This is a genomic window from Aeromonas sp. 97A, assembly GCF_051919185.1.
Classification (GTDB): domain Bacteria; phylum Pseudomonadota; class Gammaproteobacteria; order Enterobacterales; family Aeromonadaceae; genus Aeromonas; species Aeromonas veronii.
On the sequence record NZ_JBQBFF010000001.1, the window covers coordinates 3,452,953 to 3,477,934 of the forward strand.

Consider the following 24,982-nt stretch of genomic DNA (forward strand, 5'->3'; position numbering starts at 1 on the left):
TCATGCTATCCCTGCTTCCCGGCCCGCTGGTGCTGATCATCAGCGCGGGCCTGACCATCCTTTTCACCGCCTTGTGCGCCAGCCTGATCCTGCTGGTGTCGCTGGCCAAACTAGCACTGCCGATCCCGGCCTTTGGCCGTGCCTGCAGCCGGCTCAACAACCGCTTCATGAGACTGTGGCTGGCCTGCAATGCGCTGGTGATCCGCCTCACCACCCGTATTGACTGGCAGGTGGAGGACAATACCAAGCTGCGCAAGGATGGCTGGTATCTCATCATCAGCAACCATATGAGCTGGACCGATATCGTGGTGCTCGGCCACCTGTTCCGCGATAGGCTGCCGGTGCCCAAGTTCTTCATGAAGCACGAGCTCATCTACATCCCGCTGCTGGGGCTCGCCTGCTGGGGGCTCGATATGCCCTTTATGCGCCGCTACTCACGGGAGTTTTTGCTGAAGAACCCGCACCTGCGCGGCAAGGATATCGAGACCACCCGCAACGCCTGCGAGAAGTTTCGCCACATCCCCACTACCGTCATCAACTTCGTGGAAGGAACCCGCTTCACCGAGCAGAAACGGGATGCGGCCCGCTCCCGCTATCGTCACCTGATGCCGCCCAAGGCGGCGGGGCTGGCCTTCACACTGGCCGCCATGGGCGAACAGTTCGACAGCCTGATCAACGTCACCATCCGCTATCCGGACAACGCCGAGACCCCGTTCAAGGACTTCCTGATGGGACGGGTAAAACGCATTCAGGTGCGGATTGAGGAGCTGCCGGTGAATGAACAGCTGATAGGAGATTACTTCAACGACAAGCAGTTCAAGCGCGGTTTTCAGGAGTGGCTAAACCAGCGCTGGCAGGAGAAGGACGAGGTGCTGGAGGGGTGGCAGAGCGGTCAGGTGCCGCTACCGATTGCCGCCAAATCCGGGGAGGAATCCAAAGAGAGCGCAGAAGCCAACTCGGCCAACTGATCTTCGGAAAAGACTGCAATCCCATGGCGGAGCAGCAGGGCGGTGGTCTTGCCCTCGCCCGCTACAGAAACACCTTCAAAGCGGCCGTTATAGATACGGCCGCTGCCACATGAGGGGCTCCCCTCTTTCAGCAGGGCGAAGCGAATGCCCTGCGCCTGACAAATAGCCAACGCCAGCTCGGCGCCGCGATCAAACGCTTCAGTCACATCCAGCCCGCTCGTCGTCACTACACGCTCGCCCTGCCGCTCGGCAGGAGGACGCGGGGTCGGCAGACCGCCCGCCACTTCGGGGCAGAAGGCCAGCGCCCGTCCTTCGGCTCCCAGCGCACTCAGCCAGTCGCTGACGATTCCCTTGCTCTGACCGTCGTAACGCACCGGCTGACCCAGCAAGCAGGCACTCACCAGCACCTTGTGCACGCCGGTCTCACTCATGCTTCCGCTCCATGCATCACCTGATCGAACATCACGCAGCAGGGGCTCTCCAGCCGGTAGAGGATAGCGGGACGCTGTTTGCCGGTGCGCTTGCGGCCGGTATCCACCAGAATGTCAGCGCGATGGATCCGCTTGCGAAATGCCGCCGTATTCATGGGGGTCTGCAGGATGATTTCGAAGGCGCGCTGCACCTCGGATAGGGTGAACTCGGGCCCCAGCAGTTGCAGCGGCAGGGTGCTGTAGCGGCTCTTGATCCGCAGCCGCTCCAGCCCCTTGGCGATAAGCTGGACATGGTCGAAGGCGAGGCTCAGCCCCGGCAGGTTGGCGAGTGGATGCCAGCAGCCGTGGATCGCCTCCACTTCCGGATCCACCAGACAGAGATAGACCAGGGTCGTGGACCAGCCGCGGGGATCCCGCTCCAGATTGCCGAGGGTGCAGACCTGCTCACTGTAGCAGTGACCTAGCCCCCACTCCGCCAGCAGGCGGCGCTGGGCGGCATCGAGATCCCGATCACGGGTCTCGTCGATGCGCAGCGCAGGCAGTTGCCAGCAGTGGGCAAAGGGGGGGCGATCGCGGGTCTCGAGGAGCAGCTCGAGCCGCTCCTCATGCAACCGCAGCACCACCATATCCAGACTCATTCTCAGCATGCCGATCGCCCTGCTCGCCTTCCATTAATGTTTGGTAGATAATATCACACGAATAGTATGTGCAGGAGCCAATCATGGGAACCGTCGCCAGCCTGGATATTGATGCGCAGAAGGGCTTTACCCCCCTCTGCCCGAACGAACTGCCCGTCGCGGGCGGTGATGATATTGTGGCTGCGCTAAACGCTCAGGCCACCCTCGCCACGCTGCGGATCGGCAGCAAGGACTCTCACCCCGCCAATGCCGACTGGGCCGTCTCTGACCCCGCCGGCATGCTGCTGCCGCTGGATTTGCCCAACGCAGACCTCACCTGGCCGGTGCACTGCGTTCCGGGCAGCAAGGGCTTTGAGCTGCTCGACGGCCTGCCTGCTCCCATCGATTACGACTTCTTCATCTGGAAGGGAGTCGAGCCGGACCTGCACCCCTATGGCACCTGTTTCCACGATCTAGCCGAACGGCGCAGCACCGGCCTCATCGAATTCCTGCAAGCCCGTGGTGTCACCACTGTGCTGGTCGGCGGCCTCGCCACCGACTACTGTGTCAAAACCAGCGTGCTGCAACTGCGCCGCGCCGGTTTCCGGGTGATCGTCCATCTCGATGCCTGCCGTGGCATCGCCCCCGAGACGGTTGCCAGCGCCCACACCCAGATGATCGAGGCAGGGGCCGAACTGGCCCAGACCCTGATCGATGTACAACGCCTGCTGGACGCCTGATATGCCCCCAATCCTCACCAGCCTGCTCGACACCGATGCCTACAAGCTGCATATGCAGCAGGCGGTGTTCCATCGCTATCCGGATGCCGAGGTGGTGGCCGAGTTTCACAGCCGCAATGAAGAGGATCTGCTGCCCATGATGGGGCAGATCGAAGAGCAACTGCGCCTCGCCGGATCCCTGCGACTGACCAAGCCAGAGCTCGATTTTCTGGCCGAGCGTCCCTTCTTCACCCCTGACTACCTCGACCACCTGCGCCGCAAGCCGCTCGACGCCTCGCTACTCAAAGTGTTCGAGCAGGATGGCCGCATCAATGTGCGGGTCGAGGGCCCCTGGCAGGATGTGATCCTGTGGGAAATCCCGGTGCTCGCCATCATCAGCGAGATGCGCAACCGCTTCCGCTACCCCCAGTTCGGCGTCAGCCACGCGCTGGAGCGGCTCGATCAGAAGATCGACAAGCTGGAGAAGGAGCTGAGCAGCGACGAGATGAGCGAGTTTAACCTCATCGACTTCGGCACCCGCCGCCGCTTCTCTCACGCGGTACAGGATGCGGTAGTGGGTCGCCTCAAGGAGCGGCTGCCGGCGTTTCGCGGCACCAGCAACTACATGCTGGCCCAGAAGTACAAGCTGCCCGCGGTCGGCACCCAGGCCCATGAGTGGTTCCAGGCGCACCAGCAGCTTGGCTTCCCGCTGGAGCACAGCCAGCGCGCAGCCCTCACCAGCTGGCTGGACGAGTTCACCGACCATCTCGGTATCGCCCTGACCGACTGCATCACCATGGATGCCTTCCTGCGGGACTTCGACTTCGAGCTGGCTAGCAGCTATCAGGGCTTGCGTCACGACTCCGGCGATCCCGTGGTGTGGGGCGAGAAGGCGATCAGCCACTATCAGCGTCTCGGCATCGACCCCACCGACAAGACCCTGGTCTTCTCCGACGGGCTCAACCTCGACAAGGCGGTGCAGCTGTTCCGCCACTTCCGTGGCCGCATCAACACCAGTTTCGGTATCGGCACCAAGCTCACCTGCGATCTGCCCGGTGTCAGCCCGATGAACATCGTGTTCAAGCTGATCGAGTGCAATGGCGGCCCGGTTGCCAAGATTTCCGACAGCCCGGGCAAGACCCTCTGCCGGGATGCGGAGTTTATCCGCAACCTCAAACAGGCGTTCCACGTCGGGGTCTGATCTTTCCGAGCACCAGAAAACAAAAAGCCCGCCGGTTCGCACCGGCGGGCTTTTTTATCGACTCAAGGGGTATCAGTCTTTCTTGGCCAGCAGGAACTGCACCAGCTTGTTGAACTGCTCTTGAGAGGTGATGGATTCAATCTTCACCATGTACTTGCCGTTCACCAGGAAGGCCGGTACACCGCGAATGTTGTAGCTCTCGGTGTTGCGATCGAACTGGGAGACCATGCCGGAGACGGCGAAGCTGTCGACGGCACCGTCGAACTCTTCAGCCGGTACGCCGTTATCCACGAAGATCTTCTTCACATCGTCACGGCTCATCGGCGGCTGACGCTGGGTGTGGATCTTGGTGAAGATGGCCGGGGTCAGCTTGGCTTCGGCATTGAGCAGGCTGGCAACGGCATAGGCACGCTGCATCTCGGGGCCCATCTCGCGACCGAGGAAGGCAACCGGGTTCTTCTTGAGGGGCACACCCTCTGGCAACCCGGCCTTCAACTGCTCAACGATCGGTTCGAAGGTAGCGCAGTGCGGGCAGTAGTAGGAGAAAAACTCCATCACTTCCGGCTGGGCACTGCCAGTCTGTTTGACCACATCGTAGTTGACGCCTTCCTTGAACTCGGGGGCGGCGTGAACCATGGGGATCATCAGCATGGCAGCAAGGAAAAATAGAACTTTTTTCATGATGTTTCCTGTTAAGGGATCACTGTGAGGCACGCCCGGCGAACCGAAGCAGTGCCAAGCCTATTGTTTCGCCATGCTGACGTCAATGGTCAGGGCCGGAGATCGAGTCCCCCTTGCCGCGCAAGATCCCTTCTATTTCACCAGTTTGGCATCAGGCTCAACGGTGGCGCCTTGAGTGCCTCCAGCTGATCGTGCAGTGTCGCTATCTGTTGACGCCAGTAGTGATCGGTATTGAACCAGGGGAAGTGACGGGGGAAGGCGGGATCTTCCCAGCGCCGTGCCAGCCAGGCCATGTAATGAACGATGCGCATCGCCCGCAGCGGCTCGATCAGCGCCAGCTCCCGCGAGTCGAACTCCATAAACTCCTCGTAGCCCGCCAGCAGGGTGTCGAGCTGGATCTGCTGCTCGTGGCGCTCGCCGCTCAGCATCATCCAGAGATCCTGAATCGCGGGGCCGGTGCGGCAATCATCGAGATCGACAAACATGGGGCCATCGCGCCAGAGGATGTTGCCCGGGTGGCAATCGCCATGCAGGGAGATCTGCGCCACATCCAGGGTCATGGCGTCGCTGACATGCTTGATCAGCTCGTCCAGCACCCCGAAGAATTGCTTCGCCAGCCCGCTTGGCAGCCACTCGCCAGACGCCAGCAGCTGACGCGGTTCGTGCAGCATGCTCTCCACATCGAGCCGCACCCGATGATGAAACGGCTTGCTGGCGCCGATCTGATGAATGCGGCCGAGGAAACGCCCCACCCACTCCAGTTGATCGAGATTATCCACTTCGAACTGGCGGCCACCGACGCTTTGCCAGATGGCAAAGGGGTAGCCCTCGTGCTCCAGCAGGGTCTCGCCCGCGAAGGCGAGCGGCGCGGCGACCGGGATCTCCGCCTCTGCGAGACGGGTGGCAAACTCGTGCTCCTCGAGGATCTGGGCCCGGCTCCAGCGGCCGGGACGGTAGAACTTCACCACATAGCGGCGACGATCCTCATCCTGAAACTGGTAGACCCGGTTTTCGTAGCTGTTGAGCTCGATAAGGCCGGAGTCGAGCCGCAGGCCACTGAGATCGAGCGCATCCATGATGAGGTCGGGATTGAGGTCGGAATAGTTGAAACGCATGTCATCCACCATAAGAAAGGGGCGCCGTTGCGCCCCATTCTATCACTACTACCCACCATTGCCGTGCTCGCTGGTGACCGGACCGGTGTCACGCTCGGCCCGCAGCCACACGCAGTTACAACCGGCTGATAAACTTGCTGCCCTGGCGCAGGTTGCCCTTGCTGTCATCGAGCGCCGCCCCCTCCCGTTTCAGCACGAACTGGATATCCAGCGCCGGCCGTTTCAGGTTGTAGGGATCGACCGCCAGACTGACCGGCAGGGTGTAGATCTCACCCGCCTTCAGGGTCACTTCACGGGGGCCGAACCACTGATACTCGGGCAAGCCCTCCACATCCAGCTGGTAGGTCTGGGACTGCAGGGTCTTGTTGAGGATCTTGAGGGTGTAGGTGTTCTCGATAAGCCCCTCGCTGTTTTCGCGGAACAGCTGGTTGCGATCCCGCAGGATATCGAGCCCCATCGGCATGATGGACATGGCGTTGTAGACAAATACCCCCAGCATCACCGCCATCACCAGCCCGTAACCAATCAGCTTGGGCCGCGCCACATGGGTCGAGTCGTTGGCCAGCTTGTGCTCTGTGGTGTAGCTGATGAGCCCTTTCGGGTAGCCCATCCGCTCCATGGTCTGGTCGCAGGCATCGACGCAGGCGCCGCAGTTGATGCACTCGTACTGCAGGCCGTCGCGGATATCGATACCGGTCGGGCAGACCTGCACGCAGAGATCGCAGTCGATACAGTCGCCCAGCCCCATCGCCTTGGGATCCGCCTTGCGGGAGCGGGCGCCACGGGTCTCGCCACGCTTGGTGTCATAGCCAACGATGAAGGTGTCCTTGTCGAACATGGCGGACTGGAAGCGGGCATAGGGGCACATGTGGATACACATGATGGCACGCATCCAGCCAGCGTTGCCGTAGGTAATGATGGTGAAGAAGATCACCCAGAACAGCACCCATCCGCTGGCCTGCAGGGTGAAGAGGTCCGGCACCAGTTCAGTTACATCCTGGAAGTAGGCGACGAAGGTCAGGCCGGTCACCAGCGAGATCGCCAGCCAGGCCAGATGCTTGGCTCCCTTGCGGGCCAGCTTCTCGCCGCTCCAGGGCGCCTCGTCCAGCTTGCGCCGCTTATTGGCGGGCCCTTCCAGCTTCTCTTCAAACCAGATGAACATGAAGGTCCAGACCGTCTGCGGGCAGAGATAGCCACACCAGACCCGACCGAGGAAGGTGGTAATAAAGAAGAGTCCGAAGGCGGCGATCATGAAGAGCCAGGCGAGCAGGGTCAGATCCTGCGGCCAGATGGTGGCGCCAAAGATATGGAACTGCTGGTGACCGAGGTCGAACAGCACCGCCTGTCGCCCGTCGTAACGCAGCCAGGGCAGCAGCACGAACAGCGCCACAAAGAACCAGCCCATGGCCTTGCGCATCCGCTGCCAATACCCTTTCTGGGCCCGCACATAGATGCGGTTGCCCGGGTTGAATCTGTCGTCGCTGGCTTTGAACGTATTGGGGTTGAAGGTCCCGGTTACGCCCTTGTCGGTGACGTCCTTGATATCGATTTTATCGTGGTCGGCCATTGCAAGACATCGCTCCCTTATTTGTTATGGAGCGGATTATATCTTAAACAGCATGCTAATTGTGTGGATTAGATGTATCTAATATTGGGGTTGGATCGCAATTTTCGGCAACAAAAAAGCGCATCACCACGAGGTGATACGCTTCCGCTAAAGATTCACTTGATTCCGCGAGCCTTGAGCAGCGCCTCTTTGAAATCGGGCACATGATCCTTGGCCAGACCGGGGATCATCGCCTGCTTGTCGGATTCCCGCATTTTGAGGTGATAGATCAGCATGTCGTCGGTCAGCTCGGACAGAGGCCCTTCAAATCCCGCTTCTTGGGCCAGTTTGGCAACAAACTGCACCAGGCTGAGATCCTGTTCCTTGATCCAGGCAGGCTGCAACAACTCCAGCAGCTCTTCGATACGATGACATTGCATAGACAACCTCTTTAATCTGTCACGTTAAATTCAGGCAACCTTACCCATCAAGGCTACTTCGATTCGATCCCGCCCATTATGCTTGGCCTGATAGAGTGCCGCATCCGCTTTTTGGATCAAATCGGCGATTTTCATGCTGTTGTCCGGTATCAGTGTCGCAACACCAAAACTACATGTGACCCGACCGGAGACCAGTGACTTCTGGTGCGGGATGGCAAGCTCCTTGAGTGCCTGCCGCACATTGTCCGCCACCTGCAACGCACCCTGCATGCCGGTGCAGGGCAGCAGCAGGGCAAACTCTTCGCCACCGTAACGGGCCGCCAGATCGTCCTCGCGCCGCTCCACCTCGGCCAGCAAGCCCGCCACCTGTTGCAGGCAGTCATCCCCCAGCTGGTGACCGTAGAGATCGTTGAACTGCTTGAAGTAATCCACATCTACCAGCACCAGCGACAGCGGCGCCCGGGCACGATGGCAACGGCGCCAGGCCCGCTCCAGAGAGTCGTCGAGATGGGCGCGGTTGGCGATGCCGGTCAGGCCGTCGAGGCGGGAGGTGAGACGCAAATGCTCGGAGACCGCCTTCAGCTCGGCCACCAGTTCGGCGTTGGAGAAACGGTGGTGGAGCGAGGCGATCTGATCCCGCCGCATCCGGCGCAGCAGGGTCGGCAGAAAGACAAACAGATAGCCCGCCAGCATGCAGGATACGATCCGCTCCTGCTCGTTGCCATTACCCAGCTCGAACAGCATCGCCATACCCAGCGGCAGGGCGGAACCATAGAGGGTACGGCGGCTGCCAAACAGCATGATGGCGCTGCCGGTAAGAATGAGGCTGGAGAGCATCATCATGGCGGCCCGGTAGGTATCGGGCAGCTTGTCCATGTAGAGCAGCACCCCGAGGGCCCAGATGATGGAGGTGATGGTGGCTCCGATAAAGAGCTCCCGCTCCAGCACCGGCAACGGAGTCTGGTGCAGGCGGGCTCGACGCCAGCGCAGGTGCCAGCCCCGACCCAGCAGCCACAGGAAAGTGCCTGCCAGCCAACCGAGCGCTTCGATGGCGGGTAGATAGTCGTGAAACAGCAGACTCCAGCCAAATGCCAACACGCCCAAACAGGGGAGACTGAATGATGCATGGGTATAGAGCTGGGCCATGATGGCCTGCTTAACCTGGCGTGTCACACTCTGGGTCAACTGAGTACTCCTGTACAAGAGCCGAGCAGTCTACCATTACCCCCTGACCCGCAACAATAAAGCGCCGCTTATTAAGAAGTTAATCAATCAATAACGATTTCTTCTGCGCTGGCAGGTGAGTCCTTGCTCACCCCTTCTCCAATTCGTCGAGGATCGGGCACTCGGGATTTTCATCCCCGTGGCAGCAGCAGACCAACCCTTCCAGGGAGGTAAGCATGGCCTGCAACCCGGCGATGCGGGCGCGCAGATCGACGATCTTCTCCTGCGCCAGCTTCTTCACCTGGGCGCTGGTTCTGTGTTCGTCACGGTAGAGCGCCAGCAGCTCCTGACACTCCTCCAGATTGAAGCCGGTCTCCCGCGCCCGTTTGACGAAACGCAGCTCACGCAGCGCCCCCTCGGTGTAACTGCGATAGCCGTTGTCACTGCGTACCGGGGCTGTGATGAGGCCAATGCTCTCGTAATAACGGATGGTCTTGGCGGTCAGCCCAGTGGCCTTGGCAACCTTGCTGATGTTCATTTATGCCTCCTTACTGATCGGATTGGATGCTGGCCCGTGCGCCGCCCTAGGCTGCCAGCGTTTCAATAACAGGGAATTGCTCAATACTGTGATGCTGCTCAGGGCCATGGCCGCCCCCGCCAGCTCGGGGCTGAGGTAACCCAGCGCCGCCAGCGGAATGCCGATGATGTTGAACACGAAGGCCCAGAATAGATTCTGCTGGATGGTGCGCCAGGTCGCCGCCGAGATATCGATGGCATCGGCCACCAGCCGCGGGTCAGATCGCATCAGGGTGATGGAAGCTGTCTCCATCGCCACATCGGAGCCGGAGCCCATGGCGATACCGACGTCCGCCGCCGCCAGCGCCGGGGCATCGTTCACTCCATCCCCCACCATGGCCACCAGCCCGCGGGTTTGCGCCCGCAGCGCCTCCACTTTCTCCACCTTGCCCGCTGGCAGCACGGAGTCAAAGGCCCCGTCCAGCCCCAGCTTGGCGGCGATATGGGCCACCGGCGCCGGTGCATCGCCACTCACCAGCCAGCTGGCGATACCGCGCTGGCGCAGGGTGGCGATGGCTTCCGGGCTCTCGGGGCGCAGGGTATCGGCCAGTGCGGCGATACCAGCCACCGTGCCGTCGATGGTGACCCAAACCCGGGTCGCCCCATCGGCGGCTTGTTCATCCTGTTGCGGCGGTTCAATGCCGAGCTGGGCCAGCAGGGAACCATTGCCGATGGCGACACTGTGGCCCGCCACCTGACCGACTATGCCGGCACCGACCCGCACCTCGACCGCCTCCGGCTGAGGCAGCGCCACCCCGCTGCCGACCGCCTCGCGCATGGCCAGCGCCAGCGGGTGTTCGCTCGCCTGCTGCAGGGCGGCGGCCAGATGCAACTGCTCGCCATTGCCGCTCCAGCTGGCCAGCACAGGCTTGCCTTGAGTGAGCGTGCCGGTCTTGTCGAAGATCAGCGCCTTGATGGCGTGGGCCTTCTGCAGGGTATCCACATCCTTGATCAGAATGCCGTGGCGCGCCGCGACGCCGGTACCGGTGACGATGGCCGCCGGGGTCGCCAGCCCCAGCGCACAGGGGCAGGCGATCACCAGTACCGCCACCGCCGCCAGCAGCGCCTGACCGAAGTCGTTGCTGATGGCGTACCACACCAGCAGGGTGAACAGGGCGATAGCCATCACCACCGGCACGAACACGGCGGAGACCTTGTCCACCAGCTGTTGCAGCGGCGCCTTGCCCATCTGGGCGCTCTCCACCAGTGCGATGATCTTGCTGAGGCTGGAATCCTCCCCCACGGTAGTGGCCTCGATCTCCAGCACGCCGGAGCGGTTGATAGCGCCGCCCAGCACCTTGTCGCCTTCACCGCGCGGCACCGGCAGGCTCTCGCCGGTGAGGATCGATTCGTCCAGCTCGCTGGCGCCGCTCACGATTCTGCCATCCACCGGCACCCGCTCGCCCACCAATACCCGCAGTCGATCGCCGCGCAGCACCTCGTCGATGGCGACGCTCTGCCAACTCTCGCCACGCCAGACGGTGGCGGTTTCCGGCCGCAGCGCCATCAGTTCGCGAATGGCGGACTGGGTGCTGCGTCTGGCCCGCGCCTCCAGCAACTTGCCGAGAGAAATCAGGGTGATGATGATGGCGCTCGCCTCGAAATAGAGCTTGCCGCTGGCAGCCATCCCCAGCGTCAGCAGCAGATAGAGGCTGTAGAAGTAGGCGGCGCTGGTGCCGGTGGCCACCAGCACATCCATATTGGCTGCGCGGTTCTTGATGGCGAGCCAGGCGCCGCGATAGAAACGGGCACCGATCCAGAACTGCACCGGGGTGGCGAGCAGCAGCTCCAGCCAGGCGGGTAGATGCCAGGGGAACAACCCGGCCATGGCCAGCATCCCCACCAGCAGCGGCAGGGTCAGCAAAGCCGAGACGATGACCCGGGTCTGCGCCTGACGGGCAGTGGCGGCCTCCTGCGCTTCGCGCTCCAGCAACTGCTGGCGGCGGCCGCTGGCCGAACCCTGTGCCAGTTGGGCGCCAAAGCCAAGCGCCTCGATCTGCTCGCGCAAAGCGGCTGGCGTCTGCATCCCGGGGACCAGCACGATCCGGGCCTGCTCGATGGAGAAGTTGACCTCGGCCGAGATAACGCCGGGCAGCGCGGCCAGCATCTTGTTGAGGCGAGCCGAGCAACCGGCACAAGTCATACCGGTAATTTGGAACAAAAAGGTCTCGCTGCCGTAGTCGTAACCCTGACTCTTGATGCTTTCGAGCACCGCAGGCAGGCGATCGGGGCTGGCCAGCTCGATGGCCGCCTGCTCCAGCGCGAAGTTGACGGTGGCCGATACCCCGTCGAGTTTGTTGAGGCTGGTCGCGATGCGGCCTGCGCAGTTGGCGCAGCTCATGCCGCTGAGCGGCAACTGCAGATGAATGGGTGATTGAAGATGAGTGGTCATGTTGTTCCTCCCCGGAACCCGTCGGCACCACAAAACGCCGACGGGCAAACCCTAACCTTTACTGTAAGGGCAAGCTCAAGCCACATGATCCACTTTTTGCAGATGAAAAAACGGCGCCCGTTTGCTGCCAGAGAGCAAACAGGCGCCGCATTCAGCTATTGCGCGGTGTGAGCGGAGCTCAGATACCGTACTGGGCGCGGTAAGCCTTCATGGCCGCCAGTTGCGCTGCCAGCTCCGGCTGTTCGGCCTGCTTCTCTTCCAGATACTGGATCAAGTCGCTCATCTGGATGATGGCGATGATGTGGGCGCCGTAGTCACGCTCCACCTCCTGAATGGCGGAGAGCTCACCCTTACCCTTCTCCTGACGATCCAGCGCGATCAGCACGCCCGCCAGCGAGGCGCCGTTGGCCTGGATCAGATCCATGGATTCGCGGATGGCGGTACCGGCGGTGATGACGTCGTCCACCAGCATGATGCGCCCTTTGAGCGGGCTGCCCACCAGATTGCCACCCTCACCGTGATCCTTGGCCTCCTTGCGGTTGAAGCACCAGGGCACGTCCACATCGTGCTGCTCCACCAGCTGCACGGCGGTGGCGGAGGCGATGGGGATCCCCTTGTAGGCCGGGCCAAACAGCACATCGAACTCGATACCGGCATCCATCAGGGCGGCGGCATAGAAGCGGCCGAGACGGGCCAGATCGCGGCCGCTGTTGAACAGACCGGCGTTGAAGAAGTAGGGGCTTTTACGACCGGATTTCAGGGTAAATTCACCGAATTTGAGGACCTGTTTCTCCAGGGCGAACTCGATAAATTGACGCTGGTAGGCTTTCATTCTGGCTCCTTGCTTGGCTTGTCGTTTACTGGTGTGGGGGTATAAAAAAACGCGGTCAATGCCGCGTTTTTCAAAACAGAAATTAGGAGAGCGACTGCTTCTGCAGCGCAATGATGTCGGCGATGCCGCCCTTGGCGAGCGCCAGCATCTCCAGCAGCTCTTCATGGGTGAAGGGCTCGGCCTCCGCGGTGCCCTGCACCTCGATGATGCGACCATCTTCGGTCATCACCACGTTCATGTCGGTCTCGGCGGCGGAGTCTTCGATGTACTCCAGATCGCAGATGGCTTCGCCCTGATACATGCCGACGGAGACGGCGGCGATCATCTGCTTGAGCGGGCTCTGCTTGATCATGCCCTTCTCGACCATCCAGTTCAGCGCATCCACCAGCGCCACGCAGGCACCGGTAATGGAAGCGGTGCGGGTGCCACCATCGGCTTGCAGCACGTCACAGTCAACGGTGATGGAGTGCTCGCCCAGCGCAGTCAGGTCTACCGCTGCGCGCAGGGAGCGGGCGATCAGCCGGGAGATCTCCAGAGTGCGGCCACTCTGCTTGCCGGAGGCCGCTTCGCGGTTCATCCGGGAGTGGGTGGAGCGCGGCAGCATGCCGTATTCGGCAGTTACCCAGCCCTGATTCTTCCCTTTCAGGAAGCGCGGCACGCTGGTGTCAACGCTGGCGGTGCAGAGCACGCGAGTGTTACCGAACTCCACCAGCACTGAGCCTTCTGCATGTTTGGTGAAATTGCGGGTAATGGTAACCGGGCGAAGTTGCGCGGCACTGCGATCGCTTGGACGTGACATGGAACGGACCTCTGGGCTGGCTCAAATTGGCGGGGGATTATAAGTGATCCCGCCCCAAATATCAGCCGCTAAAACCACGGCATCGGCTGACGAGCAGGGCTGGGCTGAGTATACTGGCCGCACACTTCATCAAGCCCGGAACAATCAATGATTCACAGCATGACCGCCTACGCCCGCAAGGAATTCAAGGGCGACTGGGGCACAGCCGTTTGGGAAATTCGTTCGGTCAACCAGCGCTATCTGGAGACCTACATTCGCCTGCCGGAGCAACTGCGCAGCCTGGAACCGGTACTGCGTGAGCGTTTCCGCGCCAAACTGCAGCGCGGCAAGGTCGAGTGCAACCTGCGTTTCGAGGCTGCTCAGGCCGCAGCCAGCCAGCTGCACATCAATGAAGAGCTGGCCAAGCTCATCATCGACAGCGCCAGCTGGGTAATGAAAGAGGCGGGTCAGGGCCAACTCAATCCGGTCGACGTACTGCGTTGGCCGGGCGTCATGGCTGCCGCCGAGCAGGACATGGACGCGGTCGCCACCGAGCTGCTCGGCGGTTTTGACCAGACCATGGAAGATTTCCTCGCCTCCCGCGCCAGCGAAGGGGCCAACCTCAAGGCGCTGATCGAGCAGCGTCTGGCCGGTATTCAGGTGGAAGTGAAGAAGGTGCGCGTCCACCTGCCGCAGATCATCGAGTGGCAGCGCCAGAAGCTCACCGACCGTCTGGCCGAAGCCAAGGTTGAGCTGGATCCGCCCGCATCGAGCAGGAGATCGTGCTGCTGGCCCAGAAGATCGACGTGGCCGAAGAGCTGGATCGTCTGGAGATGCACATCAGCGAAACCAACAAGATCATGAAAAAGGGTGGCGCCTGCGGCCGTCGTCTCGACTTTATGATGCAGGAGTTCAACCGCGAGTCGAACACGCTTGGCTCCAAGTCCATCAACGCCGAAGTGACCCAGTCCGCCGTCGAGCTGAAAGTCCTGATCGAGCAGATGCGCGAGCAGATCCAAAATATTGAATGATGGTTTTCTTTATCCAAGCAGGATAATAAATCTATTAAAATCAAACGCCTTTCTTGTTTTGAAAATCACAACATTCATCCAAACGCATTTTAGTTTGGGTAGTGATGGGTAGTAGATTGGGGAGTTCAATCTCGCTATAGTTTTGCTAGCGAAATTGTACTCCCCAATTTTTTAAGGCAGGAAAATGGGTAAGCTGTACGACAAAACAGTCAAAAAACTGATCAAGGAAAAATCCGCCGTCCGGCATGCCGATGGTAACGGGCTATACCTGATGACCCCTGCTCGCGGTGAAGCTTATTGGATGCTGCGCTACACCACGCCCACGACAAAACTTCGGCGAGAGTACACCATAGGTCAGGTATCTGACTGGTCTCTAGCAGATGCCCGGGACGAAGCGACCAAGCTGCGGCTGGCCATCAAGCGCGACGGTGTTGACCCGGTTCAGGTTCGCCTCAAGATCAACAGGAACCCGTTCAAGACACTGAACGATCTCTTTGAGGATTATCACCAGTTACGCAAACGCGAAATAACCTCATATGAAAAAGAGCGCAGCCTCTATGAGCGTGAGATCGCCGGGCGCATCGGTCATCTTGAACTAGATAAAATCAGGCCGCTGGATATCAGTGAAATCCTGCGCGATATCACCAACGGATATGGCGGAAAACCACCAAGACCGACCATTTCGAATGATGTGATGCGTATGCTCAAACGTACCTTTGATCATGGTATGAAGCTGGATGTCACTCGCTTTAATCCTGCCAGTCCATTCCGCCCCAGAGATGCAGGTGGGCCAGAGCGGGCTGCCAACTATCCAATGACAGAACCGGAGGTGATCGAGTTTTTCACCAAGCTTCGTGCGATCCCGGCCCAGTTCAGTCGTGAAAACTATCTGGCCTGTGCCCTACTGATCGCTACCTGCACCAGAAAAATGGAACTGCTGGCTGCGCCATGGAGCGAGTTTGATCTGGAGCAGAAGGTTTGGCATCTCCCCAAAGAGCGCACCAAAAAGCGCAAGTCTATCGACATTCCACTCAGTGAACCTGCCATGTCCTGGCTGAAAGAGCTGAAAATTCGTAGCTGTGGCAGTGAGTGGGTTTTCCCGGCCAGGAGGATCAGCAAGCAGGCTCGAACACCCCATGTCTGCGAAAACACTCTGAATCATGCAATCAAAAAGTTGTTCGAACAGAACTTCTTCTCGTTTGATAAACGACGCGTTCATGACCTGCGCGGTACCGCGAGGACAATGCTCGGCAAAATGGGATTTGATGATGCCCTCGCCAAACGCTGCTTGAACCAGCAAGCGGGGAGTCGTGTTGATGAAATCTACAACCGCCATGCCTACTTTGCAGAGCGCACAGAGGCACACATAAAACTCGCTGAATGGTTGGCCCCCATCGTCAATGGCCCGGTCAACTACACTGGTGCCAAGCTTGATGAAGTCAGTTAATACAAGAGCCCCATAACAGGGGCTCAACTCTACCTCTAGGCAGCCTTGCGTTGCTCAATCCACCAAAGCAGATCAGACAGTCGCCAGGCAACACAATGGATGCTCAGCCTCACCCGCTTTGGCGCCAGCCCCTCCCTCTCCATCTTCCACCACAGCGTTCGAGTAACGCCAGTAATGGCTCGGCGATCCGCTTCTCGAACCAACCGCTCACATTGGCCAGAGCAGTGAAGCACTTGGGCTCTCCTTTCATCATTCGGAGCCGCAAATAGAGATTTATCCATGGTATGACACCTCAAAACAGCGCTGGGAAAAATGGGAAAGTGGGAAACATTCATTCATCGCAGTCCAACTCCTGTATTCCCGCATAAATGCGATCCGGCCACAGGGCAAAGAAGCGATAGAATTTCCCTTGAATCATGATCTTCACTGTCGCCCGTTCCGGTTCATTGGTAGCTAACCACTCTCGCTGCAGCAGCGGCATTACCTCCCGCATGTACTGGCTAGGCAAACCCAATTGCTGCAGAAACTGATTTTTATCGATCAGCCACTGCCTCTCGCCACTGACCTCTCGGGTATATCCCAGCGACGAAACGGTGCGATGTTGATCTAATGCCTGCAATCCCTTCTCCCATTTCGGCAACAGCTCTTTCAAACGCGCTAACACCTGATGCTCTTCCAGGTTCATCACATGGCCTCTGGCAACCAGCCATTGCTGCCACACTGCTCGTACAGATGCGATGGATTCCTCCTCTTCCCAGGGCACCAGATAATTGCGTGATGCCAACCCCAAGGCCGTTGCAACCAGCGCAAATCGCCTCAGCACTCTGACAACCTGGGAGGACATTTGACTTGTACGCCAGAGATCGGTGAGTCGCTGGGTCTCCCCTGAAACATAGCGAGCCAACTCATCGGTGGATGTCAGCAGATATATCCACTCTTTAAACAGGCTTCCATGATATTGGCCTGTCTGAAGCTTTATGTGATCGGCAAACTGCTGTGAGCTCTGAAGGTTGTGCAATTCATCAAATGCACCATACCTGCCAAAGGTCGGAATCTCGATCAATCGGGTCTGCTGACCGGCCAACGGCCTTTTGCCCAACGATGCAAAAATCTCAGACAGGTATATCTCCCCAGAGCTCAACGCCTGTGTGCGCCAATGGGTTGATCTGGCGAGACTACCATTCTCCGTGGCGCGCAGCTTGCTCGCCCCGGATACAAGGTGGTAGATGATGACATCCACGTCCTCAGGCTTAGCCATACCGATCTCATCCAGTGGCAGCAGCATGTCATGCTGTTCGGCGGCCACTGCCGCCAGGCCATTGGCGGTAGCAATCCACCCTCTCACAAACTGATGTCCTGCATAGACAGATGCGGCGACCGCCAACAGGGTCGTTTTCCCTGTGGATGAATGGCCCACCAGATGAAATAAGCCGCTTTCCAAACCCGCCGGATACAGAAGAGGAGCCATCAGGGCCACGCCCACAGCAAAAATCATCATCGGATTACCGATACAGTGTTCACCGATATTTGCCTGCCACTGAGCCAATGAACCTGAACATTGCGGCCTTACGTCACCCAGCTGGCCAGCATAAAAATAGGGTTCCCCAGCCGAACCCACAGACCAATCCGGTGTGACAAATACCCGTTCATGCCACCCTGTGCGTTCCACACAGATACCGGTGGGTGCCTTTGCCATTTCTCGAATCAAATAGAGCTGCAGGCGAGGCCAGCTCTGTGGATATGGTTCCAGCCAATAACCCGCATCGACCAGTTTTTCGCGGATTTGTCGCGACTGCTCCCCATAGAGCACTCGGTTGAAAATCACTTCCTGCTGCACCACACCATCCAGATTTCGCCACTGGATCAGGGCGCCAAATCCCCTTTGATATGAGGCGTCCCGTGTTCTGGCCGACACCCGGATCCAACTACCAACACGCAACCATCGGTCCCGGTCCAGGCACTCCAATCCATCATCCGTCAATCGAAACTCCATCCCGCCTCCCTATCACAGCTCAGCCATCCAGCGACGCACGTCGGCGGCCCGGAATCGCACAGCTTTTCCAACTGGATTGGGTTTGATCGGGTGGGGAAAGCGCCCAGCTTTTACATATCGGCGCAATGTCGGCTGAGACAGTCGAGTGACCGCGCAAACTTCCTCATAGGTAAGAAGATTGTCGGTCGTGAACTGAAAATGAGCATTCATATGTCCTCCCATAACATCGTGATGTGTCATGAGCAATCATAAGATGCAGACTCGTTCAGCCTCGCCTCTGTAACTGCCCGTTTCGGGCACTTACAGCGTTTTCTGGAAAATTTTTCGGATGTGAAATTTAAGATGGAAACAGGAAGGGGGTTGGTAGAGCCAGATGAAATGGAAAAAATTTCACATGTGAAATTTTGGCGAGAGTTCAGTTAATACCTAAACAGGTGCAATCGCAGCAAGGTTGCACCTGTTCGTGACGAAAATCATGGAGCTTGCTCAGCAAGTACGGACATTGCAGATATATCAACGCCTTCGAAGTAACGTCAACATCGCACATTCATGGCTTTCTATGTTGTTGATACCTTGCCCCTCCGGCCCCCACTCGTCATAGCTCATCATGATGGCTTGTTTCAAGCTCTCAGCACGGTTGCTATCACGATAAAAGGCTTTTTTATCTGCTGGGGAATAGTTACTAAGTCTCGAGTTGCTGCTTGGCGAGATAAGGCACAGGTTGCCAAACCGATGGACATCATCCCCCATTTTGTTTGCACCGGAGGGATCTGTTTGCGGAAAATAGTGCTCAACCGACGTTCGACTCGGTGAAAATTGGAAGCCATCAAAGTGCTTCTTAATCTCGGGATTATTAATCCCCTTACCATCGAATGATTGGCCAGCAGCAAGCTCACGCCACAAACGATAATCGAGCAAATTGAACACAAAGTTCTGTACACCGGTACCACGATGTAAAGCCTCGGCATTGAATTGTTCCTTTTCACCACAAATTTCAGTCAAGAATTCATGGCTGAGCTGCTCAAGCTCACTGAGATAAGTAGCTCCATCAACGTTCAGCTCGTCCAACGCCAGAGCATTCAAAATGGCTAGCGAACGATTGAGCCATCGCTTATACACATAGGCAGGATGCGAGACATGGAACATCGACAAGATCATCACCAGTTGTTCGTTAACATCCGAGCGTTCATCTTTGTCGAAGGAGTTGTTATAGCTAAAACTTGAATTCCGATCTCTGTCATAATACTCAAGTGTCAGCAGGCTCCACTTCTCATCCTGATCGCGCTTGATAATGTAGCGGTCAAATAGCGCTCTAAATTTCAGCAGATTAAAGGCAAATAGAATGATCTTCTCCCTATCACTTTTTATGATTTCAAACGCTTGAAGTAACTTTTTGTCATCTAAGGAGACTGCGTCATCCACAGTTACTTTTAGCACATGCAGTAGGAAGTTGGAAAAATCGATGATCGAGTCAAACCGCTGTTTCTTTGCTTTTTCATCATCGCCATCACGCTGATGAAAGCGCCGCTTCTTGATAATACTCAGAAGAGTAGGCTTATCGTCCGTGTCACAATTGGTGTCTATCGCACATTTGATCGACTCAAAATCTGCAGGAAATCCTAACCACTTTTCTCCAAATAACGCTTTGCGAGCCTCCGAGCTAAAACCCAGTTGTACATAGCGACTCATATCGGCACAAGCATCCCATATTGCAGAAAAGCAGTTTCTTGCTGCAGCCTCACCGTTAAAAACTGACATCAAATTCGCTTTCAACACCTCGTGCTTTTCTAGCTGTTCTCCCCGGTTATTCATGATCTCAAAATAGTGATTGAGGTCGGTATCTTGTGGCACAGCAACTCGCAAAATCGTGACGTTCTTGAGCAGATGCTGGCAAAATTTGGAGATATCTATGGCTTGGGTCTTAAAGTAGCGTTCTATAATGGTAAACGCCGCTCTGATTGAGGGCTCCTCTGGTGCATCACTCTGAACTGGTTGATATAGGTTTTGCAGCGTTCTCGCTGATTTAGGACGACTGTCGAAATCAAGGTTAAGGTTGAGCGGGGTCAAATCCTGCTGACTGCTGTCAGCAATCTGTTTTAAATACGCCAATAAAATCGACAGCGTGGTGTGCCGTTGTTGACCGTCTATGGTTTCATAAACCGTCGTTCTATTATGCAAGCCATCATTATTGTCACGAACATACACCACCAAGCTGCCTAAAAAGTATTTAGACTCTTCTGGCTTGTCTGCATTATCGGCGGCTTGAGCAGCATCCGCTATATCTCGAACCAGCTGCTCTATCTCTGATGCACCCCAAGCGTAGTTACGCTGATAAATGGGAATGACATAATGACTATTGTCACCAAATAACTCTTCGATAGTCAGCAAGGCTAAATCGTTACTCGGTGGCATGAGCATCTCCCAGCATTTTAGCGATTGAATCTTCTACGGGTTTAGCATTTTTGAAGCGGATATTCTCACAACGCGGTGGTTGAAAATTTAGTACTTGTTGTGGATGAACAGCTTTGCCGAGAACTCTTAATAACCCCCAGGGTTCACGCGCATAACCATCAACGCTATCCATGCCGATTTTTTGATATTGCAGCCGTAAGTAGTAACTCCAGCAAAAACAGACTCTTGCTGCTTTATCTAACTCTTTCTCGCCAAACTTGTCGTAATAAGCCATCACCGCACACATAAAGAGATTTTTTATATACATATCCCCTTTGCGTGAACTGCCAGCATAATTGGTGTATTTTGTTAAAAACTCGCCAAGTCGCGCGTTGTCACGTTCAAACAGAGTGTGATGAAGGGCTTTGTAGTGCTGGATATACTCAAAAAAGCGCTTTCCGTTAATCATTACTTGATCAACTTGAAACGGATAAGGTTTACTTTGCTTATCCCACTTCCTGGCAAGATCAGTATTGTAATGCTCAATAGCGAAATCCAGAGCGAGCATAGACTGTATATAGTGATAATCCGCTGTGGCCAGGTTAACGCCTTTGAACACCTCAAGATTATGGCGACTAAACTGAACGCCATAATCACCATCCAACCATCGGCGTAGACGGAACAAGAACTCGCCCATAATAATGTGAAGGTTAGCGGACTCATCATCTGGACTGACCCCTTGCTCCCACAGGCTGACGTGATGTAGTCGTTCGGCTTGCTTTGTAGCATCCATCATTTCGCGCAAATGGTATGCCTTTAGCAAATCATGGGGGGCAAGTGCCTTGCCTCTGGCATTTTGCGAGTCGAAAAACTGAAAAGCTTCGCTCAAATCATCGAGCGTCACTTCGATCAGTTCACACTTGTTAAGCACAAAGTGCAGCAGTGATTTACGTTCGTCATCCTTTAGCCCCACAAGGCGGTTTTCAATGACTTTGGCATTATGCTCAAGGTTGTTGATGCTGATCCTTGACGCAAAAGCGTGTTCCAATAGCGGAGTTGAAAACTCACAACTATGGTCAAGTAATGAACAAAGCAAAGTTAAGGTCAGCAGGCGCTGCTGACCATCAACAATATTAAGTTCACCTTTATAAGATGGCTTTAACGCATCCCTGTGCAACACCACTGTTCCAAGGCGGTAGCACTGTTTACTACGATGGGTCAACACATCATCGATCAATTGATTGACGTGTTTTTGTTGCCATTTGTAGGGGCGTTGATATGAGGGGATCTCGAGGTGCTGCTCAAGCAGCGCCCCGACCTTTTTAACTTGATAGTATACGGTGCCCATGATTAAAAGGCCTGCTCAACAAGCGAGTCAACCAATTTAAGCTGGGTCTGCTGGTTGGTTTGCAGGCGGGATTTAAGTTGATCGCAGAGGGTCATTAACTGATCCACTCTATCCATAATATGGTTTTGCTCCTTTATAGGACCCAACGGAATAGGAGCAAGTTTAAGCTTATCTTGAGATATATTCATTTGGCTTTCAGCCATGCCAGATTTGGAATCATCAATATAGACAGCTGTTGCACCAGCATTTAGGCATAGAGATATAAAACGCTCCGACAAACCAACGTCAACCAAGTGAAATCGAATTATCTTGTCAGAAATCATCAGCTTTGGTCTGGTTTTTTCGACCAAGCATGAAATCCCTACTCTATTTTTAGGGCCAGCACGAGTAATTAGGATGTCGCCAACCATAACTTCATACTCTGGTCTCGGAGTCTTTGTTTTATCAAGAACTTTGTTCTCATATTCTCGATACTCCAAGGTTTGAACTGCTGTTGTCTTCAGGACACCCCAAGTATCAATATCTGGTGAGGATTCAGGAGGACAAGCAGGACTCCAGCCTGCATCCATTATGGTTATGATGTCTTTTAAATGGCACCATTCCCATCCCTGCGGTAGCTCAAACGGCTTTTCGTTTTCACTGATCGCAGGTAGCGGTTTCTCTTTTTTGATTTTCTTCTCTTTGACCAGTCGTGCCTTTTCGGCGGCGATGCGCTCCAGCAGGGCGGATGCGGGTTCATCGCTAGGGTCTTGCGGTACCAGCTTGCCCATCACTGCCAGTTGCAGGATGGTCTGTTTCAAGGCGTCGATGCTGGCCTCGGTGATAAAGAGGGTATCAAAATGAGCGCTTAGCCGCGTCCAGTTTTGGGCCAGCTCATCGGCGTCGGTGCTGTCTGTCAGGGTCGCCAACAGGGCTTCCACCAGAGTCTGGTGCGCCGCCAGTTGCGACTCGCTGCACTGCTCCAACTGATCGCATAGAGCCATAACCTCATCAATTTTAGAAACAATACGTTTCTGCTCATTAAATGGGGGGAGAGCAACAATAGTCGCTATTAATTTATCTTTTGATATATTCGGTTGAGCTCCACCGGCCCCCATACCAATCAGCCTGGGTCGATATGCTTTTAACAGTTGAAGCAGATATAAATTTAAAAAACCATCAAATGTTGTACAGGCACAAACAGCTTGGTTAGTTGTAGCCTTAACACCAAGAATAGCTGTTTTACCAATTGTTGCACCATACATGGCTACTAGCACATCACCTACATCATTATAACGTAGTGATGACTTGCTAAGAGCTAATTCAGTCACGGACTCTTCAGAATTAAATATATAATCCGATGTCAACTCTCCAGATTTAAACCATGGAATGTTCCCGCCGTAAAAATCTGAGTTGCTTCTAGTCGGAGTAGCTCCCGCCCCCCAATCCCCAAGGTCATTTAACCTTGCCCACTCCCACCCATAGGGTAATTCAAACAGCTTCTCTTCCTCACCTATTTCCGGCAAGGCTTTAGACTTTTTAATTTTCTTCTCTTTCACCAACCGCGCCTTTTCGGCGGCAATTCGTTCCAACAGCACAGAGGCCGGTTCATCGCTGGGGTCTTGCGGTACCAGCTTGCCGCGCACGGCCAGCTCCAGGATCAGCTCACGCAGCTTTTTGATGCCGGTGAGTTCCAGCTTGCTATTGCTACCACGTCCGGCACTGCTTTTCGGGCGCACCGCCGCAGTCCAGAGATCCAGGTGGTCGGTAATCAGCTTCTCGATCGCCATTATGCCTGCCCCCCTTGCGTGGCCGCACCTTTGCCCAAAGCGTCGCCCAGAATGGCTTTTAGCTGGTCACGCAGGGTCTGGATCTCGGCCTGCTCTGTGGCATAGCGCGCCAGCAGCTCGTCGGGGTCATGGCTTATCTGCTCGCCGACATGGGGGTTTTTGATATCGAGGTTAAAGTTGCGCTCGATAATGGTCTCGATACTGACCTTCCAGGCTTGCTCGTTCTCTACCCGGACAGCAAAGCCGTCCGCCTCATCCCCCCACCAGGCGATCTCGGCCTCAAATTCCTCGAACTTCATCGGTTTGGTCTTGCTGTAGTTCTTCACCCCAGCCGGATAGGGGTGCTCGTAGAACCAGACATCCTTGGTGGGCTGGCCCTTGGTGAAGAAGAGGATATTGGTCTTGATGCCGGTATAGGGGGCAAACACGCCGTTGGGCAGCCGCACTATGGTGTGCAGGTTGCACTCAGCAGTGAGCAGTTGCTTGATCTTGGTTTTGACCCCTTCGCCAAACAGGGTGCCATCGGGCAGCACCACGGCGGCGCGACCGCCTTTTTTCAGGACCTCGATAATCAGCTGCAGGAACAGGTCGGCGGTCTCGCGGGTGCGCAGATCGGCCGGGAAGTTCTGCTCGATGCCATCCTCTTCGGTACCGCCAAAGGGCGGGTTGGTGAGGATCACATCGATATCGCTATCCCAGCTCGACAGCGGTTTGTCGAGGGTGTTGCCGTGGCGGATCTGCACCGGCACCTCGATGCCGTGCAGTAGCATATTGGTGGTGCAGAGCAGGTGTGGCAGTTGCTTCTTCTCGACCCCCAGGATCTGCTGCTGCAGGGTCTGGTGGTCGGCTGAGGTCTCGACATAGTGCTCTTTGACATGGTCGAAGGCGCAGGCGAGAAAGCCGCCGGTACCGCAGGCCGGGTCCATGATCCGCTCGCCAAGCTTGGGGTCTATGCGGTTGACCATAAAGCGGGTGACGGCGCGGGGGGTGTAGAACTCACCCGCGTTACCGGCACTTTGCAGGTCGCGCAGGATCTGCTCGTAGATGTCGCCAAACAGGTGGCGCTCGCTGCTGTCAGTAAAGTCGATCTCGTTGAGCTTGTTGATCACCTGCTTAAGCAGGGTGCCGTTTTTCATGTAGTTGAAGGCATCGCTGAACGCCTCTTTCACCACATAGCCACGAGGGTTGAGATCGATATTGGCAGGCTGGTTTTTCAGACTGTCGAACAGATCGTTGTTAACGAAATCGAGCAGGGCATCGCCGGTCAGTCCTTCGCTATCGGCCGCCCAGTTGCGCCACAGGAAGCGCTCGGGGATGGGGCAGCGGTAGTTATCCTGCTCAAACTCCAGCTCCTCTTCCTGGGCGTCGAACACTTTCAAAAACAGCAGCCAAGAGAGCTGGCCGAGGCGCTGGGCATCGCCGTCGATACCGGCGTCCTTGCGCATGATGTCCTGAATGGATTTGATGACTGAGCTGATGGATGACATGGGATTCTCTGCTTTTTACAAAAATGGTGACGAATACAGGGGCGAATGCGTCAGGA

The 24,982-nt window shown here is 56.5% G+C and carries 22 protein-coding genes and 1 pseudogene; 5 read left to right on the forward strand and 18 right to left on the reverse strand.

From position 1 onward, the window contains the following. Positions 1 to 2: 2 nt before the first annotated feature. Entirely contained in the window at positions 3 to 968 is a 966-nt protein-coding gene (locus ACTG27_RS15655; protein WP_439979934.1) for an acyltransferase, read from the forward strand. Here the strand turns inward: ACTG27_RS15655 and ACTG27_RS15660 are convergent. Continuing rightward, a complete protein-coding gene (locus tag ACTG27_RS15660) occupies positions 893 to 1,399 on the reverse strand; it encodes a DUF523 domain-containing protein (RefSeq protein ID WP_420939288.1) in 507 nt (168 codons plus the stop codon). The two genes, ACTG27_RS15655 and ACTG27_RS15660, sit on opposite strands and share 76 nt — an antisense overlap. Beyond that, a complete protein-coding gene (locus tag ACTG27_RS15665) occupies positions 1,396 to 2,046 on the reverse strand; it encodes an NUDIX hydrolase (RefSeq protein WP_005339607.1) in 651 nt (216 codons plus the stop codon). Before ACTG27_RS15665 ends, ACTG27_RS15660 begins: the two co-directional genes overlap by 4 nt. Positions 2,047 to 2,120: 74 nt before the next feature. Here ACTG27_RS15665 and ACTG27_RS15670 point away from each other — a divergent pair, with 74 nt between their 5' ends. After that, entirely contained in the window at positions 2,121 to 2,756 is a 636-nt protein-coding gene (locus tag ACTG27_RS15670; RefSeq protein WP_144715788.1) for a nicotinamidase, read from the forward strand. 1 nt (position 2,757) lies between these two features. After that, a complete protein-coding gene (gene pncB, locus ACTG27_RS15675; protein ID WP_005339605.1) occupies positions 2,758 to 3,936 on the forward strand; it encodes a nicotinate phosphoribosyltransferase in 1,179 nt (392 codons plus the stop codon). Positions 3,937 to 4,008: 72 nt separating this feature from the next. On the opposite strand, the gene ACTG27_RS15680 is transcribed toward pncB, so the two are convergent. The 9 genes from ACTG27_RS15680 to rph all read right to left on the reverse strand — a co-directional run bounded on the left by ACTG27_RS15680 (position 4,009) and on the right by rph (position 13,481). Then, positions 4,009 to 4,617: a thiol:disulfide interchange protein DsbA/DsbL gene (locus ACTG27_RS15680; RefSeq protein ID WP_005339604.1), complete on the reverse strand. Its 609-nt coding sequence runs from the start codon at positions 4,615 to 4,617 to the stop codon at positions 4,009 to 4,011. A 137-nt stretch (positions 4,618 to 4,754) separates the two neighbouring features. Continuing rightward, on the reverse strand, positions 4,755 to 5,744 hold the full coding sequence (locus tag ACTG27_RS15685; protein WP_040095068.1) for a serine/threonine protein kinase: 990 nt from the start codon (positions 5,742 to 5,744) through the stop codon (positions 4,755 to 4,757). Positions 5,745 to 5,847: 103 nt separating this feature from the next. Further along, on the reverse strand, positions 5,848 to 7,299 hold the full coding sequence (ccoG, locus tag ACTG27_RS15690; protein WP_439979935.1) for a cytochrome c oxidase accessory protein CcoG: 1,452 nt from the start codon (positions 7,297 to 7,299) through the stop codon (positions 5,848 to 5,850). Between the two features lie 155 nt (positions 7,300 to 7,454). Continuing rightward, positions 7,455 to 7,718 carry a YihD family protein gene (locus tag ACTG27_RS15695; protein ID WP_005339598.1) on the reverse strand — a complete coding sequence of 88 codons (264 nt, stop codon included), beginning with the start codon at positions 7,716 to 7,718 and terminating at the stop codon, positions 7,455 to 7,457. A gap of 30 nt (positions 7,719 to 7,748) precedes the next feature. Beyond that, positions 7,749 to 8,903 (reverse strand): GGDEF domain-containing protein, encoded by a 1,155-nt coding sequence (locus tag ACTG27_RS15700; RefSeq protein WP_005339596.1) that lies wholly within the window; start codon positions 8,901 to 8,903, stop codon positions 7,749 to 7,751. 127 nt (positions 8,904 to 9,030) lie between these two features. Continuing rightward, complete coding sequence (gene cueR / locus ACTG27_RS15705) at positions 9,031 to 9,420, reverse strand: Cu(I)-responsive transcriptional regulator (RefSeq protein ID WP_005356117.1); 390 nt, start codon at positions 9,418 to 9,420, stop codon at positions 9,031 to 9,033. Then, on the reverse strand, positions 9,421 to 11,850 hold the full coding sequence (locus ACTG27_RS15710) for a heavy metal translocating P-type ATPase (RefSeq protein ID WP_439979936.1): 2,430 nt from the start codon (positions 11,848 to 11,850) through the stop codon (positions 9,421 to 9,423). A 178-nt stretch (positions 11,851 to 12,028) separates the two neighbouring features. After that, entirely contained in the window at positions 12,029 to 12,682 is a 654-nt protein-coding gene (pyrE, locus tag ACTG27_RS15715) for an orotate phosphoribosyltransferase (RefSeq protein ID WP_010676102.1), read from the reverse strand. A gap of 82 nt (positions 12,683 to 12,764) precedes the next feature. After that, complete coding sequence (gene rph, locus ACTG27_RS15720) at positions 12,765 to 13,481, reverse strand: ribonuclease PH (protein WP_005339589.1); 717 nt, start codon at positions 13,479 to 13,481, stop codon at positions 12,765 to 12,767. A 147-nt stretch (positions 13,482 to 13,628) separates the two neighbouring features. Between rph and ACTG27_RS15725 the strand changes: the two are divergent. Next, a pseudogene (locus ACTG27_RS15725) lies at positions 13,629 to 14,491 on the forward strand (YicC/YloC family endoribonuclease). A gap of 184 nt (positions 14,492 to 14,675) precedes the next feature. Continuing rightward, positions 14,676 to 15,938 (forward strand): tyrosine-type recombinase/integrase, encoded by a 1,263-nt coding sequence (locus ACTG27_RS15730; protein ID WP_439979937.1) that lies wholly within the window; start codon positions 14,676 to 14,678, stop codon positions 15,936 to 15,938. Between the two features lie 35 nt (positions 15,939 to 15,973). Here ACTG27_RS15730 and ACTG27_RS15735 read toward each other — a convergent pair whose 3' ends face one another. The 7 genes from ACTG27_RS15735 to ACTG27_RS15765 form a co-directional block, all read right to left on the reverse strand. Continuing rightward, a complete protein-coding gene (locus ACTG27_RS15735) occupies positions 15,974 to 16,273 on the reverse strand; it encodes a helix-turn-helix transcriptional regulator (protein ID WP_323581515.1) in 300 nt (99 codons plus the stop codon). Beyond that, a complete protein-coding gene (locus ACTG27_RS15740; protein ID WP_439979938.1) occupies positions 16,270 to 17,931 on the reverse strand; it encodes a DUF927 domain-containing protein in 1,662 nt (553 codons plus the stop codon). The genes ACTG27_RS15735 and ACTG27_RS15740 overlap by 4 nt, the downstream gene beginning before the upstream one ends. A gap of 12 nt (positions 17,932 to 17,943) precedes the next feature. After that, positions 17,944 to 18,171 (reverse strand): helix-turn-helix transcriptional regulator, encoded by a 228-nt coding sequence (locus tag ACTG27_RS15745; RefSeq protein ID WP_322112437.1) that lies wholly within the window; start codon positions 18,169 to 18,171, stop codon positions 17,944 to 17,946. Between the two features lie 273 nt (positions 18,172 to 18,444). Next, positions 18,445 to 20,343 carry a GmrSD restriction endonuclease domain-containing protein gene (locus tag ACTG27_RS15750; protein ID WP_439979939.1) on the reverse strand — a complete coding sequence of 633 codons (1,899 nt, stop codon included), beginning with the start codon at positions 20,341 to 20,343 and terminating at the stop codon, positions 18,445 to 18,447. Next, on the reverse strand, positions 20,330 to 21,670 hold the full coding sequence (locus tag ACTG27_RS15755; protein ID WP_439979940.1) for a DUF262 domain-containing protein: 1,341 nt from the start codon (positions 21,668 to 21,670) through the stop codon (positions 20,330 to 20,332). Before ACTG27_RS15755 ends, ACTG27_RS15750 begins: the two co-directional genes overlap by 14 nt. A gap of 2 nt (positions 21,671 to 21,672) precedes the next feature. Continuing rightward, positions 21,673 to 23,439, reverse strand: coding sequence for a restriction endonuclease subunit S (locus ACTG27_RS15760; protein WP_439979941.1), 1,767 nt, complete (start codon positions 23,437 to 23,439; stop codon positions 21,673 to 21,675). After that, positions 23,439 to 24,926: an N-6 DNA methylase gene (locus ACTG27_RS15765; RefSeq protein WP_439979942.1), complete on the reverse strand. Its 1,488-nt coding sequence runs from the start codon at positions 24,924 to 24,926 to the stop codon at positions 23,439 to 23,441. The genes ACTG27_RS15760 and ACTG27_RS15765 overlap by 1 nt, the downstream gene beginning before the upstream one ends. Positions 24,927 to 24,982 lie beyond the last annotated feature (56 nt).